Raw genomic sequence first — 15276 nt, forward strand, 5'->3', positions numbered from 1 at the left:
AATCTGCGGTGTCCGGTCTTCGGCGGTCCGCCCGGGCGGATCACCGGCCGGGGTCGGCCCCGGCCCGGTTCCTGTCTCTAGGTTATGCGGTTGTCCGGGGCCTGCCCGTTGGCCGTCGCCTCGTCGGCGATGGCCAGGAACCGGGCGGCGACGTCGGCCCCGCCGTCGGGCTCCCGGGTGACCATCAGGACCGTGTCGTCGCCGGCCACGGTGCCCAGGATGGCGGGGATGGTGGAGTGGTCGATCGCCAGGGCCAGGAAGTTCGCGGCGCCGGGCGGGGTTCGGAGCACCACGATGTTTCCGGAGGCTTCGGCGGTGACCAGCAGTTCCCCGCAGAGCCGGGCCAGCCGGGCGTCGAGCACTTCCTGGCTGACCCCGGACTGGGGCCGGCGCTCCCCGCCTTCGGACGGAATCGCGTACACCAGGGCTCCCTCCGCGCCGCGCATGCGCACCGCGCCGAGTTCGACCAGGTCCCGGGAGAGGGTGGCCTGGTTGACCTGGATGCCCTCGTGGGCCAGCAGCGTGGCCAGTTCGGCCTGCGAGCGGACCGCCAGTCCGGTGAGCAGGGCCCGGATCCGGGCCTGCCGCGCGGTCTTGGTGGCCGGCATGCTCACTACGCGCCGGTCCCTTCCGCCCCGGCCCCGGCGTCGACGCCGGGCAGGGCCGGCAGTTCCGCCAGGCCGCTGGCGGCCATCAGCCAGGCCATCAGCGCCTTCTGCACGTGCAGGCGGTTCTCCGCTTCGTCCCAGACCACGGACTGCGGCCCGTCGATCACGTCGGCGGAGATCTCGTAGCCGCGGTAGGCGGGCAGGCAGTGCAGCACGATCGCGTCGTCGGCCGCCTGCTCCATCGCCGCGGCGTCCACCGCATAATCGCGGAAGAGTTCCAGCCGTGCGGCCTTTTCCTCCTCCTGGCCCATGGAGACCCAGGTGTCGGTGGCGACGACGTCGGCGCCGGCCAGGGCCTCCGTGGGATCGGTGGTGATCATCACCGATCCGCCGGTTTCCTCCGCGCGGGCCGCGGCGGCATCGACGATCGCCGGGTCGGGCAGGAAACCGACCGGGCCGGCGACGCGGACGTTCATGCCCGCGGTGACGCCGGCGAGCAGGTAGGAGTTGGCCATGTTGTTGGCGCTGTCACCGAGGTAGGCCAGGGTGAGCCCGGCCAGGCGGCCCTTGTGCTCGCGGATGGTGAGCAGGTCGGCCAGCAGCTGGCAGGGGTGGTAGTCGTCCGAGAGGGCGTTGATCACCGGCACCGAGGAGTTGGCGGCCATTTCCTCGAGCCCGGACTGGGCGTAGGTGCGCCAGACGATGGTGGAGACCATCCGCTCCAGGACCTTGGCGGTGTCCGCGACGGACTCCTTGTGGCCCAGCTGGGATTCCCCCGCGCCGATCACCAGCGGCACGCCGCCGAGGTCGGCGACGCCGGTGGCGAAGGAAACGCGGGTACGGGTGGAGGTCTTGTCGAAGATGACCGCGACGGTCTTCCGACCGGCACCGGCGGCGGCGTAGGGCTGCGCGGCGTAGCGGTCCTGCTTCAGGGCGGCGGCAAGGTCCAGGACCTGGGCCTGCTCGGCCTGGGTCAGGTCGGTGTCAACGAGGAAGTGGCGGGTCATGGCTGTCCTTTGGAAGTGGCGGCGCGGGCGGCGGCGAGGATGCCGGGCAGCGCCGCGGTGAACGTTGCGGCGGCCTCGGCGGTGAGGATCAGCGGCGGCGCCAGGCGCAGGGTCCGCGGACCGGGGGCGTTGATGATGAAGCCGGCGTCGAGGGCGGCGGCGACGGCGGCCGGGGCGATGTCGGCATCCAGGTCGAAGCCGATCAGCAGGCCCTCGCCGCGGACCTCGGTGACGCCGTCGACGTCGGCCAGCGCGGCCCGCAGGCCGGCGCCGACGGTGGCGGCGTTGTCCAGCAGGTGCTCGGCCTCGATGGTCTCGAGGACGGCGAGTCCGGCGGCGGTGGCGACCGGGTTTCCGCCGAAGGTGGTGCCGTGCTGCCCGGGAGTGAGCAGGCCGGAGGCCTTGTCGCCGAAGGTGATCAGCGCGCCGATCGGGAAGCCGCCGCCCAGGCCCTTGGCCAGGGTCATGGCGTCCGGCAGCACGCCCTCGGAGGCGAACCAGCGGCCGGTCCGGCCGACGCCGGTCTGCACCTCGTCGATGATCAGCAGCGCGCCGGCGGCGGCGGTCGCCTCGCGGGCGGCCTGCAGGTAGCCGGCGGGCAGCGGCCGCACGCCGGCCTCGCCCTGGATGGGTTCAAGGATGACGGCGGCGACGGTCTCGTCCACGGCGGCGCGCAGGGCATCGATGTCGCCGAAGGGCAGGTGCTCGACGCCGCCGGGCAGCGGCTCGAACGGCGTCCGGTAGGCCTCCTTGGCGGTCAGGGCGAGGGCGCCCATGGTCCGGCCGTGGAACGCGCCTTCCAGGGCCAGGATCCTGGTGCGGGCCGGCGCGGCACCGCCGTCGGCTGCGCCGTTGCGGCGGGCGAGCTTGAAGGCCGCCTCGTTGGCCTCGGTGCCGGAGTTGGCGAAGAACACCTTGGAACCGGCCGGAGCCCCGGTGAGCCGCAGCAGCTTCTCGGCCAGCGCCACCTGGGCGGGGCTGGTGAAGAAGTTGGAGACATGCCCCAGGGTCTCCAGCTGCCCGGTGACCGCCGCGGCCAGCGCCGGGTGGGCGTGGCCCAGGGCGTTGACGGCGATGCCGCCGAGCAGGTCGAGGTACTTGTTGCCGTCGGCGTCCTGCACGGTGCAGCCGGTGCCGCGGACCAGCACCCGCTGCGGGGTGCCGAACACGCCCATCAGGGAGCTGCGGTAACGGTCCAGCCACTGCTCGTCGGCGGGTCCAACGCCGGCGGCGGCGGTTGCGGTGCCGGTGGTCCGGCCTTCGGTGGGGCTCACGGTGCTACCTGGGTTTCCTGGGTCGTGACGGGCAGGGGTGTCTCATCAGGGGTGATCTGCGTGCCGATGCCGGCGGTGGTGAAGACTTCCAGCAGCATGGAGTGCGCCATCCGGCCGTCGACGACGGCGGCACGGTCCACGCCGCCATCCACTGCCGCCAGGCAGGCCTCCATCTTGGGGATCATGCCGGATTCCAGGGAGGGCAGCATGGCGCGCAGCTCTCCCGCGCTCAGGGAGGAGATCAGGGAGGAACGGTCCGGCCAGTTGGCGTACAGGCCCTCGACGTCGGTCAGCACCACCAAGCGGGAGGCGCCCAGGGCGACGGCCAGGGCTGCGGCGGCGGTGTCGGCGTTGACGTTCAGCACCTGGCCGGTCGGCATCCCGTCGGGACCGATCTCCGGCGCCACCGTGGAGATCACCGGAATCCTGCCGCCCTCGATCAGGTCCTGAATGGCGGCCGGGTTCACGCCGGTGACCTCGCCCACCAGGCCCAGGTCCACTTCCTCGCCGTCGACGACGGCGGTGGTGCGGACCGCTTCGAGCAGGCCGCCGTCCTCGCCGGAGAGTCCGACGGCGTAGGGGCCGTGGGAGTTGACCAGACCGACCAGTTCGCGGCCGACCTGGCCGGTGAGCACCATCCGCACGGCGTCCATGGCCTCGGGCGTGGTGACCCGCAGGCCGCCCTTGAACTCGGACTCGATGCCCAGGCGCTTCAGCATGGCGCTGATCTGCGGACCGCCGCCGTGCACCACCACGGGGTGCACGCCCACATGGTGGAGGAAGACGATGTCTTCGGCGAAGGCGCGGCGCAGCTCATCGTTGACCATGGCGTTGCCGCCGTACTTGATCACCATCGTGGAGCCGGCGAACCGCTGGATCCAGGGCAGCGCCTCGATCAGGGTGCCGGCCTTGTCCTGGGCCTGTTCGGTCAGTGCGTCCATTGCTTCTTCCCCGCCTTAGCTGCTGTACGCCGAGTTTTCGTGGACGTAGGCCGTGGTGAGGTCGTTGGTCCAGATGGTGGCCGATTCGGTGCCGGCGCCCAGGTCGATCTCCACGCTGACCTCGCGGCCGGTGAGGTCCACCAGGTCGCGCGGCTCGCCGACGCCGCCGTTGCGGCAGACCTGCACGCCGTTGATGGAGACGTTGAGGTTTTCCGGCTCGAATGCGGCGTCGGTGGTGCCGACGGCGGAGAGCACCCGGCCCCAGTTGGGGTCGTTGCCGAAGATCGCGGTCTTGAACAGGTTGGAGCGGGCGACGGCGCGGGCGGCGGTCTCGGCGTCGGCCACCGTGGCTGCGTTGACCGTGGTGATGGCGATGTCGTGGCTGGCGCCCTCGGCGTCGGTGATCAGCTGGCGGGCCAGCGAGGCGCAGACCTCGGTGAGGACGGCGGTGAACTCGCCCGCCTCCGGCGTCGTGCCGGAAGCACCGGAAGCCATCAGCACCACCGTGTCGTTGGTGGACATGCAGCCGTCGGAGTCGGTGCGGTCGAAGGTGACGGCGGTGGCGGCGCGCAGCGCGGTGTCCAGCGCGGCCGGTTCCAGTGCGGCGTCGGTGGTGAGAACCACGAGCATGGTGGCCAGACCGGGGGCCAGCATGCCGGCGCCCTTGGCCATGCCGCCGATGCTGTAGCCGGTGCCGGCGGCAACGGCCTGCTTGGGCACGGTGTCGGTGGTCATGATCGCCTCCGCGGCCAGAGCGCCGCCGTCGACGGCCAGCTGGGCGGCGGCGGCCTCGACGCCGGGCAGCAGCTTGTCCATGGGCAGCGGCTCGCCGATCAGGCCGGTGGAGCAGACCAGCACGTCCCCGGCGGAAATACCGAGCAGCTCTGCGGTCTTCTCCGCGGTGGCGTGGGTGTCCTGGAAGCCCTGCGGACCGGTGCAGGCGTTGGCCCCACCGGAGTTGAGGATCACGGCGTCCACCCGGCCGTCGGTGACGACCTGCCGGGACCAGAGCACCGGCGCGGCGGCCACCCGGTTGCGGGTGAAGACGGCGGCGGCGGCCTTGGCGGGCCCCTCGTTCACGACCAGCGCGACGTCGCGCCCGCCGGAGGCCTTCAGTCCGGCGGCCACGCCCGCGGCGCGGAACCCGGCGGGAGCGGTGACCGCGCCCGCGGCGTCGGGTCCGGCCGGGGTGGACCCGGATGCGGTGCTGTTGGTCTCGGTGCTCATCAGGGTGCTACTCCCAGGGTGGTCAGGCCGGCGGTCTCCTCGAGGCCGAGGGCGATGTTCATGGACTGCACGGCGCCGCCGGCGGTTCCCTTGGCGAGGTTGTCGATCACGCAGGAGACGATGACGCGGTTCGCGTGATCGTCGTAGGCCAGCTGCAGGGCGGCGTAGTTGGAGCCGACCACCATCTTGGTGGCGGGCCACTGGCCCTCGGGCAGCAGCCGGACGAAGTGTTCCCCGGCGTAGGCCTGCTCCCACGCCGCGCGCAGGGCGGCGGCGTCGGTGCCGGGCCGCACCTTGGCGGTGGCCGTGGTCAGGATGCCGCGCGGCATCGGGGCCAGGGTGGGCGTGAAGGAGACGGAGACCTGCTCCCCCGCCGCATTGGACAGGCCCTGCTCGATTTCGGGGGTGTGCCGGTGGCCGCCGCCGACGCCGTAGGGACTCATCCCGCCCATGACCTCGCTGCCGAGCAGGTGCGCCTTGGCGGCCTTGCCGGCCCCGGAGGTGCCGGACGCGGAGACGATGACGACGTCGTCGGGCTCCAGCAGGCCGGCGGCGAAGCCGGGGGTCAGGGCCAGCAACGAGCTGGTGGGGTAGCAGCCGGGCACCGCGATCCGGCGGGCTCCGCGGAGCGCCTCGCGCTGGCCGGGCAGCTCGGGCAGCCCGTAGGGCCAGGTGCCGGCGTGGGCACTGCCGTAGAACTTCTCCCAGGCCGCCGGGTCGCTGAGCCGGTGGTCGGCGCCGGCATCGATCACCAGCACGCCGGGATCCAGCTGGGCGGCGATCTCGGCGCTGGCACCGTGCGGCAGGGCCAGGAAGACGACGTCGTGCCCTGCCAGGTTCTCCACCGTGGTGTCGGTGATTTCGCGGTCCGCGAGTGAGAGCAGGTGCGGCTGGGCGGCGCCGAGCAGGGTGCCCGCGCTGCTGTGCGCCGTGATGGCCCCGATGGAGACCTCGGGGTGGTTGGCCAGGATGCGCAGCACTTCGCCGCCGGCATAGCCGCTGGCACCGGAGACGGCAACGGAAATCGTCATGCCTCCACCTTACACAGGTTTATGCAACATCGTGAATAGTTATGCAATGCGCCTGATGAGCGCCCTTGTGGTCTGCGGCACCCCGTGCCCTACGATGGGGAGCGTTTCAGCGACCCCCGCACCGAAGGAATCGAACGCATGCACAAGGCCATTGTCGTCCCCTCCCCCGGCGGTCCGGAAATCCTGCGCTGGGAAGACGTGGACCTGCCCGAGCCGGGCCCGAACCAGCTGCTGGTGCGGGTCGGCGCCGTCGGGGTGAACTTCATTGACACCTATCAGCGCAGCGGCGTGTACCCGATGAAGCATCCGTTCATTCCCGGCGCCGAGTTCGCCGGCACCGTGGTGGCGGCCGGGCTGCAGGTGCGAGGCTTCGCCGAAGGTGACCGGGTGGCCACCGCCGAGGGCGGCGGGGCCTACGCCGAGTATGCGCTGCTGGACGCCGACAAGGCACTGCATGTTCCGCACGGGGTCAGCGACGAGACGGCGGCGGCGCTGCCGCTGCAGGGCATGACCGCGCATTACCTGATCAACTCCACCTTCCCGGTGCAGGCGGGGCAGACCGTCCTCACACATGCCGGAGCCGGCGGCGTCGGGCTGCTGCTCACCCAGCTGCTCAAGGCCAAGGGGGCGACCGTGATCACCACCGTCTCCACGGATGAGAAGGAGCAGCTCGCGCGCGGCGCCGGTGCCGACCATGTCCTGCGCTACGAGGGCTTCGCGGAGCGGGTGCGGGAGCTGACCGGCGGTACCGGCGTGGACGTGGTGTACGACGGCGTCGGCAAGGCCACCTTCGACGGCTCGCTGGAGAGCCTGCGCACCCGGGGCATGATGGTGCTCTTCGGCGGGGCGTCCGGGCAGGTGCCGCCCTTCGACATCCAGCGGCTGAACGCCCTGGGCTCGCTGTTCCTGACGCGTCCGACCATAAGGGACTACGTCCTAACTCCCGAGGAGCGCCGCTGGCGCGCCGACGAGCTGTTCGGCGCCGTGGCGGACGGAACGCTGGACGTGCGGATCGGGCAGACCTATCCGCTGGCCGAGGCCGCGCAGGCGCACCGTGACCTGGAGGGCCGCAGGACCACCGGCAAGGTCGTATTGATTCCGTAGGGTCAGGCGGGCGGACGCTGCGGGGCCAGGGCTGCCAGCTCCGCCCGCAGGTCCGTGCCGGGGACATGGTGCACGGTCCGGAAGCCCAGCGCCCGTGCCGCGGCGATATTGGCCTCATTGTCGTCGATGAAGACGATGTCCTCCGGGGATGCGCCCAGCTCCCGGACGACGTGGTCGAAGATCCTTCGGTCCGGCTTGGTCATCCGCAGCTGCCCGCTGAAGAACAGCCGGTCGAAGCGGGGCGCCCAGGGCGCCTGCGCCGTGTAGCGACGGGACATTTCCGCCGGCATGTTGGACAGCACGGCCAGGCGCGCGCCTTCACCCTGCAGCTCGTCGAGGACGGCGGCGGTCGCGGGGTTCAGGTGTCCCCACTGGGCGGCGTCGAGGGCCTCCAACCGCTCGACCTCCTCGGTGCCGGCCGGCCGGCCCAGCACGTCGGACCAGAATTCACCCGGGGTGAGTGCCCCGGCGTCGTACTCCTCCCGCCGGTGCCAGTACCGGCTGCCGGGCTGCGCCAGCCGGGTGCCGTCGTCGTCCTCCAGCCCGAGCGCCGCGGCGAGGACCCGCCAGTCGGACGGTTCGGGGGCCGTGGAGATCACCATGCCGTAGTCGAAGAGGTACCAGGTGCCGGGGCGGGACAGCCGGGGGCTGGCGGGATGCGGACTCATCGGCCCAGCATAGCCAGCAGGCGGAGGACGGGCCCGCAGGGACCGCACCCGGATATCGGTGCGGGACGTAGGGTGTAGCGGTGGCGTCAGGGCCGCGGACAGGCTTGGCGAAGGAAAAAGTGGGGCTGGATGAAGACTTCCGGGACATGGCCGCTGCGGGTGCCGGCTATGGGGCTGCTCCTCGCCGTCCTGGTCGGCTGTGTGCCGGAGGCGGGCACGGAGGCCGACGCCGCTGATCCGGCCACCGTGGACGCGACACGGGATTCGGCAAGCGGCGCAGCGGCGTCGGACCGGTGGCTGCCACCACCCGGCTCCAGCTGGCAGTGGCAGCTCAGTGGGCCCCTGGACCTGACGGTGGACGCCGAGATCTTCGACGTGGATTACGAAAGGACCTCCGCCGAGGAGGTGGAGCAGCTGCACCGCGGCGGGGCACACGTCATTTGCTATCTCTCCGCCGGATCCCGGGAGGACTACCGGCCCGACGCTGCCCGGTTCCCGGACAAGGTGCGCGGCGAGGTTCTGGACGGCTGGCCTGATGAACAGTGGCTGGACATCCGGCGGCTGGATGAGCTGCTGCCGATCATGGCGGCCCGCATGGACACCTGCGCGGAGAAGGGCTTCGACGCGGTCGAACCGGACAACGTGGACGGCTACGCCAACCACAGCGGCTTTCCGCTCAGCTATGACGACCAGCTTGCCTACAACCGGGCGCTGGCCGCCCTGGCCCACGAGCGCGGCCTGTCGGTGGCGCTGAAGAACGACCTTGACCAGATTCCGGCCCTGGTCGACGACTTTGACTTCGCCCTCAATGAGGAATGCGCCCGCTACGGCGAGTGCGCCCGCTACGCTCCCTTCATTCACGCCGGCAAGGCGGTCCTGCACGTGGAGTACGAGGGCTATCCCGACTTCTGCGCGGAGGTGCCTGAGGGCTTGTCCTCCCTGTCCAAGCCGCCGGAGCTTGACGCGGAGCGCTCGGCCTGCTGATCAGGAAAGAACAGGTCCTCAATGGCGCAGCATCTCGCCGCCGGAGGGCAGACGCCAAAGACCCCGCCGGAAGAAATCCGGCGGGGCCTTTGAGTCAGCGTCTGCGCAGCGGTTCTAGCGCTGCACGGCTCCGAACCGTTCGGCGGCCAGCGCGACGGCGGCGGCCCGGGACTCGGAGGCCTCGTCCGCGGTCAGCGTGCGGTCCGGGGCCCGGAAGCGCAGCGCGAACGCCAGCGACTTGTGGCCGGGCTCGATTCCGGTGCCGGCGTAGACATCGAACAGCGCGACGTCTTCCAGCAGCTCGCCGGCGCCTTCCCGCAGCGCCTCGCGGACCTGTTCGGCGGGAACGTCGTCGGCGACCACCAGGGCCACGTCCTGCGTGCTGGCCGGGAAGGCCGACAGCGGGCGGGCGACGATGACGTCCGGCGCCTCGGCGAACATCCCGTCCAGGTCCAGCTCCAGCGCCACGGTGCGGGCGGGCAGGTCGCGGGCGGCCAGCAGCTTCGGGTGCAGCTCGCCCGCGTAGCCGACGGTTTCGCCGCTGCGCAGCGACAGCTTCGCGGTGCGCCCCGGGTGGAACGCCTGGTGCGTGCCCTGGCTGATCACCAGCTCCACGCCGAGCGTGTCGCCGATCAGGCGGGCGGTGTCGACGGCGTCGGCCCAGTCCCAGGCGCGCGGCGCGTGACCCGCTCCGGGGGCGGACTCGTGGCCGGTGAAGACGGCTCCCAGGTGCAGCGGCTGGTGCGGGATGCCCTCGTACAGGCCGTCCAGGACGTCCTCGGCGGGCTTGGCGCCCAGCGGCGGGATGCTCGCGGTGCCCAGCTGCTCCCCCGGCAGGAAGACCATGGCGGATTCGAAGAGCGCCAGGTCGCGGAAGCCGCGGGAGATGTTGCGCCGGGCCACCTCAAACAGGCCGGGCAGCACCGAGGTGCGCAGCCAGCCGTATTCGGCGCTGAGCGGGTTGGCCAGCTTGACGGCGGGCACCTCGCCCTCAACGGGGGCACCGAAGGTGTTGTTGTCCTCGGCGGTGACGAACGGGTAGCTGAGCACCTCGGTCAGGCCGGACGCGGCCAGTGACTGCATCACCCGGCGGCGCTGCTGCTGCACGCGGGTCAGGCCGCGGCCGGGCGGGGCCGTGGGCAGCGTCGAGGGGATCTTGTCGTAGCCGACCAGGCGGATGATCTCCTCGGTCAGGTCCTCGCGGGTTTCCAGGTCCGGGCGCCAGCTCGGCGGCGTGACGGTGTAGCCGCCGTCGTGCGCCTCGACGCGGGCGCCGATGGCTTCCAGGGTGCCGGTGATCTGCTCCGTCGTGAACGGGTAGCCGATCAGCTGCTCCGGGAACCCGGCGGCCAGCTCGATGGACCGCGGCTCCGGCGCAGTGCCGACGTCGGTTGCGGCGTCGTCGGCGGTGCCGCCGGCGAGCTTGGTGAGCAGGTCGACGGCGCGCTGGGCGGCGACGTCGGCAATGTTCCAGTCCACACCGCGTTCGAAGCGCTTGGACGCCTCGGAAGGCAGCTTGTGCCGGCGGCGCGAGCGGCCGATGCTCACTTCCTCGAAGTGCGCGGCCTCAATCAGCACCGTGGTGGTGGCGTCGGAGACCTCGGTCGCTGCGCCGCCCATGACGCCGGCGATGCCGATCGGGCCGGATTCGTCGGTGATCAGCAGATCCTCGGGATCGAGCGTGCGGACCTTTTCGTCAAGGGTCTTCAGCGTTTCGCCGGGGGCGGCCCGGCGGACGACGATGTCGCCGCTCAGCTTGTCCTGGTCGTAGAAGTGCAGCGGCTGGCCGAGCTCGAGCATCACGTAGTTGGAGATGTCCACGACCAGCGAGATGGAGCGCATCCCGGCCAGGCGCAGGCGCGAGGCCATCCACGGCGGGGTGGGCCGGGTCGGATCGATGCCGCGCACGGTGCGGGCCACGAACCGGTCGCAGCCTGCCTTGCCGTAGATGGGTGCGGCGTCGTCGATGCGGACCGGGTAGCCGGGCTCCGCGGCCGCAGGCACGGTGACGCCGGCGGCCGGGTCGGTGAACTCGGTGCCGGTGGCATGCGCGTACTCACGGGCGACGCCGCGGATGGAGAAGCAGTAGCCGCGGTCCGGGGTGACGTTGATTTCCGCCGCCTCGTCGTACAGGCCGAGCAGTTCCATGGCGTCGGTGCCGACCTCGGGATCGAGGCCGATGCGGGACAGGACCAGGATGCCGTCGTGGTCATCGCCGATGCCCAGTTCACGCACCGAGGCGATCATGCCGGCGGAGACGTGGCCGTAGGTCTTGCGCGGGCTGATCCGGAAGTCCCCGGGCAGCACGGCGCCGGGCAGGGTGACGACCACCTTGTCCCCGACCTCGAAGTTGTGGGCACCGCAGACGATGCCCTGCACGCCGGAGGGCTCGATGCCCTTGCCTGTCAGGGTCTGCCCGCTGCCCTCGGGCACCACGCGGACCTCGCACCAGTTGATGGTCTTGCCGTTGGACTGCGGTTCCTTGACCAGGCTCAGCACCTGGCCGACCACGATGGGTCCGGACAGCTCATCGGCGGGACGGTGCACGTCCTCTTCCTCGAGGCCGACCTTGACCAGTTCGGCCATGACGTCTTCGGCGCGGGACTGCGCCGGCACCTGGGCATACTCGCGCAGCCAGGAAAGGGGGATTCGCACTTAGATCTCCATCCCGAAGTGTTCGCTGAAACGTACGTCGCCTTCAATCATGTCGCGCATGTCCGCCACCTCGTTGCGGAACATCAGGGCGCGCTCGATGCCCATGCCGAAGGCGAAACCCGAGTAGACCTCGGGGTCGATGCCGGCGGCGCGCAGCACGTTGGGGTTGACCATGCCGCAGCCGCCCCACTCGATCCAGCGCGGGCCGCCCTTGGCGCCGGGGTGCCAGATGTCCAGCTCGGCGCTGGGCTCGGTGAAGGGGAAGTAGTTGGGCCGCAGCCGCACCTTGGCCTCGTCGCCGAAGAGCACGCGGGTGAAGTGCTCCAGGGTGCCGACCAGGTCGGCCATGGTCAGGCCCTTGTCGATGGCCAGGCCCTCGAACTGGTGGAAGACCGGGGTGTGCGTGGCGTCGAGCTCGTCGGTGCGGAACACCTTGCCCGGGCAGAGCACGTAGATCGGAAGCTCACGCTCGAGCATGGAACGCACCTGCACCGGGGAGGTGTGGGTGCGCATCACCAGGTGCGCTTCGGGCGGCTCCACGAAGAAGGTGTCCTGCATTTCGCGCGCCGGGTGGTCCGGCTTGAAGTTCAGGGCGTCGAAGTTGAACCATTCGGATTCCACCTCGGGGCCTTCGGCGATTTCCCAGCCCATGCCGCCGAAGATCTCGCTGACGCGCTCCTGCAGCGTGGACAGCGGATGCCGGCCGCCCATGCGGCGACGGCGCGGGGCGGCGGTGACGTCCACGGCCTCCTCGACGAGGATGCGGGCATCGCGCTCGGCTTCAAGTTCAACGGTGCGGCCGGCGAGCGCCTGGTTGATCCGGCCGCGGGCCGGGCCGATCAGCTTGCCGGCGGCGGCCTTCTGGTCCTTGGGCAGCTTGCCGATCTGGCGGTTCGCCTGGGAGAGCGGAGACTTTTCGCCGGTGACGGCAATCCGCACCTCCTTGAGGTCATCGAGGTCGGCGGCGCCGGCAATGGCGGCGAGCGCGGCGTCGACGGCGGCCGCTACCGCTGTCTCGTCCAGCGGACTGGGTGCCTGCTCGGCGGGTTCGGGGGAAGTCCCCTCGGGAGAATTCGACATGGGTGGTTACCTGTTTCGGCCCGGTGGTTGGGTGCTCCGGCGCGATCCTGGCGGAGGGCGCGCGGGAGCCGTGATTCTGCTTCCAGTCTAGAGGACGGGACTCCCCCTGCGGCCCGCATGACCGCGAAGGACCGGCGCGGCCCGCGGCGCGGCTAGGCTGGCGGCATGGATCTGCGGGCGGCACTGAACCTGATGAACCTTTCCACGCCTGCGGGCGTCCTGCTGGCACGGGCTGCGGGTTGCCGGATTCGGCGTGGGCCGTCGGGGCTGCTGCTGGCCGGGAACTGGACGCATCGGCTGCCGAAGGCCGCGGCGTTCACGGTGGGCAACGTCGTGCTGTACCGGGAGCGCGCGGCACCGCAGCTGGCACCGGGTTCCCCGCTGCTGGTGCATGAGTCCCGGCACAGCACGCAGTACGCCCTGCTGGGCCCCGTCTTCCTCCCCCTGTATTTCGCCGCCGCGGCGTGGTCGGTTCTGCGCACCGGCAATCCGGGCAGCGGCAATCCCTTTGAGCGGCTGGCGGGACTGCGTGAGGGCGGCTACTCCGAGCCGGCTGCCCTGCGCCGTCCTTTTCCACGCAGGTAGTGCACACCAGTTCGAACATGTGTTCTAATACTGTGCATGAGATGGGCCGGACAGGAAACCACCGCCGAGACCACCGACGCCCTGCTGTCCCTGCAGGGACTGGTCCGCAGCGTGCGCACGCCGGAGTTTGCCGGCGTCACCTTCCACGAAGTGGCGTCGAAATCGGTACTCAACAAGGTCGCCAAGACGTCCTCCATGCCGTTCGGATGGACGGTGAATCCCTACCGGGGCTGCTCCCACGCCTGCGTGTACTGCTTTGCCCGGCGCACGCACACCTACCTTGACCTGGATGCCGGCATGGACTTCGATTCCCAGCTGGTCGTCAAGGTCAATGCCCCGGAGGTGCTGGGCCGGGAGCTGGCCAGGCCGTCCTGGCAACGCGAGCACGTCGCGATGGGCACCAACACCGATCCCTACCAGCGGGCCGAGGGCCGCTATCAGCTGATGCCGGGCATCATCCGGGCCCTGGCCGACTCGGGCACCCCGTTCTCCATCCTGACCAAGGGAACCCTGCTGGCCCGGGACCTGCCGCTGCTGAAGTCGGTGGCGGCCGAGGTGCCGGTCAGCATGGGGATCTCGCTGGCGCTGCTGGATCCGGACCTGGCGCGGCGGGTGGAGCCCGGCACCCCCACCCCCAGGGCGCGCCTGGACCTGGTCCGCCGCCTGTCCGATGCCGGCATGGCCTGCAACGTGATGGCCATGCCGATCCTGCCCTGGCTGACCGACGGCGACGAATCCCTTGACGCTCTCTTCGGCGCGCTGGCCCGGGCGGGGGCGGACTCCGTCACTGCGGGCGCGCTGCACCTGCGTCCCGGCGCCCGGGAATGGTTCATGGCGTTCCTGGCGCGCGACTACCCCGCCCTGGTGCCGCGCTACCGGGAGCTGTACGCCGGCGGCAGCTACGCCTCCAAGGAGTACCGGCAGTGGCTGACCGGACGCGTCCGGCACTTCAAGTCCCGGCACGGCTTTGACCGGCGGCGCTCCTTCCTCCGTCCGCCGCGCAGCAGCGGCGCCAACGCCGCCGCGCCGTCCGGCCCTGCCGACCAGCAGGGCATCGAGGCTACCCCCGCGCTCTTCGGTGCTGACGACGGACAGCGGACCGGCACCGGCACCCTGTTCTGAATTTCCTTCCCGCAGCCCTTGTCCGGGTCCAGCCGGCAGCCTAACCTACAACCATCTGGTTGTAAGTCGAGCCGGATCGTGTGGACGGAGAGGCAGCGATGGACCGGGCAGCTGAAAGCCTAGACCGCTTGTTCCGTGCCCTCGCCGATCCCACCCGCCGCGATATCCTGCGGCGGGTGGGAGAGGCAGAGCATTCGGTCAGTGCCCTGGCCCGGGACTACCCGCTGAGCTTTGCCGCGGTGCAAAAGCACGTGGCGCTGCTGGAGCAGGCCGGCCTCGTCAGCAAGCACCGGCACGGGCGGGAGCACCTGGTGCGCCCGCTGCCCTCCGGGCTCCGCCCCGTCCGCACGGCCTTGGATGAACTGGCAGTCCTTTGGGAGCAGCGCATCGGACAGATGGGCGCACTGCTCGCGGACGGCCGGGCAGCACCTGACGAAGAACGGGCACGCCCCGAACCCCAGGAAGGACAGGTCCCATGAGCGTCACCGATGTGCAGAAAGACTACGATTCCCTCTCCCTCACGCTGACGGCGGAGCTGCCGGCACCGCCGGAGCGCGTCTGGCAGCTCTGGGCCGACCCCCGCCTGCTGGAACGCTGGTGGGGCCCGCCGACCTGGCCGGCGACCATGGACAGCTTCGACTTCCGCCCCGGAGGGGAAGTGACGTACCACATGACCGGCCCCGACGGTTCGGTCGCCCGCGGCTGGTGGCTCCTGCGCTCCATCGAGGAGCCCGTCGCACTGGCCTTCGACGATGGATTCGCCGACGACGACGGCCGGCCAAGCACGGAGCTTCCGGTGATGCCGACCGCCGTGGAGCTGAAGCCGAACGGAGACCGTGGAACCACCATGACCATCAGCACCGCCTATGCCACCCGACAGGACATGGAGCGGGTCCTGGAGATGGGCATGGCGGAGGGCCTCCGGGAGGCTGTCGGCCAGATGGACGGCCTGCTGGTCTCGGCCTGACGGCCGGCCTCCGGGCCCGCCGA

At 71.0% G+C, this 15276-nt stretch carries 15 protein-coding genes; 6 read left to right on the top strand and 9 right to left on the bottom strand.

Going from position 1 to position 15276, the window contains the following annotated elements; all coding sequences use genetic code 11:
* Nucleotides 1–77: 77 nt before the first annotated feature.
* The 6 genes from AC5RV6_RS11280 to argC are packed head-to-tail and all read right to left on the bottom strand — an operon-like array spanning nucleotide 78 to nucleotide 6088.
* On the bottom strand, nucleotides 78–608 hold the full coding sequence (locus AC5RV6_RS11280; protein ID WP_494008072.1) for an arginine repressor: 531 nt from the start codon (nucleotides 606–608) through the stop codon (nucleotides 78–80).
* A 5-nt stretch (nucleotides 609–613) separates the two neighbouring features.
* Complete coding sequence (gene argF, locus AC5RV6_RS11285; RefSeq protein WP_494007423.1) at nucleotides 614–1615, bottom strand: ornithine carbamoyltransferase; 1002 nt, start codon at nucleotides 1613–1615, stop codon at nucleotides 614–616.
* Nucleotides 1612–2889 (bottom strand): acetylornithine transaminase, encoded by a 1278-nt coding sequence (locus AC5RV6_RS11290; protein WP_494007424.1) that lies wholly within the window; start codon nucleotides 2887–2889, stop codon nucleotides 1612–1614. Before AC5RV6_RS11290 ends, argF begins: the two co-directional genes overlap by 4 nt.
* A complete protein-coding gene (argB, locus tag AC5RV6_RS11295) occupies nucleotides 2886–3830 on the bottom strand; it encodes an acetylglutamate kinase (RefSeq protein WP_494007425.1) in 945 nt (314 codons plus the stop codon). Before argB ends, AC5RV6_RS11290 begins: the two co-directional genes overlap by 4 nt.
* A 15-nt stretch (nucleotides 3831–3845) precedes the next feature.
* Entirely contained in the window at nucleotides 3846–5057 is a 1212-nt protein-coding gene (argJ, locus tag AC5RV6_RS11300; protein WP_494007426.1) for a bifunctional glutamate N-acetyltransferase/amino-acid acetyltransferase ArgJ, read from the bottom strand.
* Entirely contained in the window at nucleotides 5057–6088 is a 1032-nt protein-coding gene (gene argC / locus AC5RV6_RS11305) for an N-acetyl-gamma-glutamyl-phosphate reductase (protein ID WP_494007427.1), read from the bottom strand. The genes argJ and argC overlap by 1 nt, the downstream gene beginning before the upstream one ends.
* A gap of 138 nt (nucleotides 6089–6226) precedes the next feature.
* On the opposite strand from argC, the gene AC5RV6_RS11310 reads away from it, so the two are divergent.
* Nucleotides 6227–7192, top strand: coding sequence for a quinone oxidoreductase family protein (locus AC5RV6_RS11310; protein WP_494007428.1), 966 nt, complete (start codon nucleotides 6227–6229; stop codon nucleotides 7190–7192).
* A 2-nt stretch (nucleotides 7193–7194) separates the two neighbouring features.
* Here the strand turns inward: AC5RV6_RS11310 and AC5RV6_RS11315 are convergent, their stop codons facing one another.
* Nucleotides 7195–7860, bottom strand: coding sequence for an HAD family hydrolase (locus AC5RV6_RS11315; protein ID WP_494007429.1), 666 nt, complete (start codon nucleotides 7858–7860; stop codon nucleotides 7195–7197).
* Nucleotides 7861–7989: 129 nt separating this feature from the next.
* On the opposite strand from AC5RV6_RS11315, the gene AC5RV6_RS11320 reads away from it, so the two are divergent.
* Nucleotides 7990–8844 (top strand): endo alpha-1,4 polygalactosaminidase, encoded by an 855-nt coding sequence (locus AC5RV6_RS11320; RefSeq protein ID WP_494007430.1) that lies wholly within the window; start codon nucleotides 7990–7992, stop codon nucleotides 8842–8844.
* A 114-nt stretch (nucleotides 8845–8958) separates the two neighbouring features.
* On the opposite strand, the gene pheT is transcribed toward AC5RV6_RS11320, so the two are convergent.
* Both pheT and pheS read right to left on the bottom strand, forming a co-directional pair.
* On the bottom strand, nucleotides 8959–11499 hold the full coding sequence (gene pheT / locus AC5RV6_RS11325; protein WP_494007431.1) for a phenylalanine--tRNA ligase subunit beta: 2541 nt from the start codon (nucleotides 11497–11499) through the stop codon (nucleotides 8959–8961).
* Complete coding sequence (gene pheS / locus AC5RV6_RS11330) at nucleotides 11500–12579, bottom strand: phenylalanine--tRNA ligase subunit alpha (RefSeq protein ID WP_494007432.1); 1080 nt, start codon at nucleotides 12577–12579, stop codon at nucleotides 11500–11502.
* A gap of 165 nt (nucleotides 12580–12744) precedes the next feature.
* Between pheS and AC5RV6_RS11335 the strand changes: the two genes are divergently transcribed.
* The 4 genes from AC5RV6_RS11335 (at nucleotide 12745) to AC5RV6_RS11350 (ending at nucleotide 15253) form a co-directional block, all read left to right on the top strand.
* Nucleotides 12745–13164 carry a hypothetical protein gene (locus AC5RV6_RS11335; RefSeq protein ID WP_494007433.1) on the top strand — a complete coding sequence of 140 codons (420 nt, stop codon included), beginning with the start codon at nucleotides 12745–12747 and terminating at the stop codon, nucleotides 13162–13164.
* A gap of 36 nt (nucleotides 13165–13200) precedes the next feature.
* Nucleotides 13201–14286: an Rv2578c family radical SAM protein gene (locus tag AC5RV6_RS11340; protein WP_494007434.1), complete on the top strand. Its 1086-nt coding sequence runs from the start codon at nucleotides 13201–13203 to the stop codon at nucleotides 14284–14286.
* A gap of 128 nt (nucleotides 14287–14414) precedes the next feature.
* On the top strand, nucleotides 14415–14765 hold the full coding sequence (locus tag AC5RV6_RS11345) for an ArsR/SmtB family transcription factor (protein WP_494007435.1): 351 nt from the start codon (nucleotides 14415–14417) through the stop codon (nucleotides 14763–14765).
* A complete protein-coding gene (locus AC5RV6_RS11350) occupies nucleotides 14762–15253 on the top strand; it encodes an SRPBCC family protein (RefSeq protein ID WP_494007436.1) in 492 nt (163 codons plus the stop codon). Before AC5RV6_RS11345 ends, AC5RV6_RS11350 begins: the two co-directional genes overlap by 4 nt.
* The last annotated feature ends 23 nt before the right edge of the window (nucleotides 15254–15276 follow it).

The organism is Arthrobacter saudimassiliensis (assembly GCF_059090665.1).

Coding starts and splice junctions, on each gene's coding strand:
- AC5RV6_RS11280 (WP_494008072.1), bottom strand. CDS start 608: ATGCCGGCCACCAAGACCGCGCGGCAGGCCCGGATCCGGGCCCTGCTC.
- argF (WP_494007423.1), bottom strand. CDS start 1,615: ATGACCCGCCACTTCCTCGTTGACACCGACCTGACCCAGGCCGAGCAG.
- argB (WP_494007425.1), bottom strand. CDS start 3,830: ATGGACGCACTGACCGAACAGGCCCAGGACAAGGCCGGCACCCTGATC.
- argJ (WP_494007426.1), bottom strand. CDS start 5,057: ATGAGCACCGAGACCAACAGCACCGCATCCGGGTCCACCCCGGCCGGA.
- argC (WP_494007427.1), bottom strand. CDS start 6,088: ATGACGATTTCCGTTGCCGTCTCCGGTGCCAGCGGCTATGCCGGCGGC.
- AC5RV6_RS11310 (WP_494007428.1), top strand. CDS start 6,227: ATGCACAAGGCCATTGTCGTCCCCTCCCCCGGCGGTCCGGAAATCCTG.
- AC5RV6_RS11315 (WP_494007429.1), bottom strand. CDS start 7,860: ATGAGTCCGCATCCCGCCAGCCCCCGGCTGTCCCGCCCCGGCACCTGG.
- AC5RV6_RS11320 (WP_494007430.1), top strand. CDS start 7,990: ATGAAGACTTCCGGGACATGGCCGCTGCGGGTGCCGGCTATGGGGCTG.
- pheS (WP_494007432.1), bottom strand. CDS start 12,579: ATGTCGAATTCTCCCGAGGGGACTTCCCCCGAACCCGCCGAGCAGGCA.
- AC5RV6_RS11335 (WP_494007433.1), top strand. CDS start 12,745: ATGGATCTGCGGGCGGCACTGAACCTGATGAACCTTTCCACGCCTGCG.
- AC5RV6_RS11340 (WP_494007434.1), top strand. CDS start 13,201: ATGAGATGGGCCGGACAGGAAACCACCGCCGAGACCACCGACGCCCTG.
- AC5RV6_RS11350 (WP_494007436.1), top strand. CDS start 14,762: ATGAGCGTCACCGATGTGCAGAAAGACTACGATTCCCTCTCCCTCACG.